Source organism: Treponema sp. R6D11, from assembly GCF_054786075.1.
On sequence record NZ_BDHD01001353.1, the window covers coordinates 1 to 324 of the forward strand.

Below are 324 nucleotides of genomic sequence, written 5' to 3' on the forward strand. Positions count from 1 at the left end.
ATTTATGACTTCGCTGGGGAAAATAGCCGTTTTTTGCTTTCTTTTCCTTATCGCGTTGTTTTTTGTTCCCCTCCTCTGCGCGCAGGAGATCCCCGGCACGGAATCCGGCGGAGAAGGCCAGCCCGCCTTTGACGGCGAAGATTTTTATGACGACGACTCTTTTTTCTTTGAAGCCGACGATCTTATCTTTGAAGCCCCCCCCATCGAAACCCGTACTTTTAATGATGTTTTTCCGAATTATACGCAAATCCAAAAAATGAGGATAATGAACGGAATAGGGCTTAGAAATTCGTATGAAAGCAACGGGTCTCCCATGTTTATTCC

1 protein-coding gene is annotated in these 324 nt (G+C 45.7%); it reads left to right on the forward strand.

Features of this window, described 5'->3' with window-relative positions:
* Window positions 1-55: 55 nt before the first annotated feature.
* On the forward strand, window positions 56-324 hold a 269-nt coding region (locus ACYVTD_RS18720), incomplete at its 3' end, for a hypothetical protein (protein WP_461249088.1).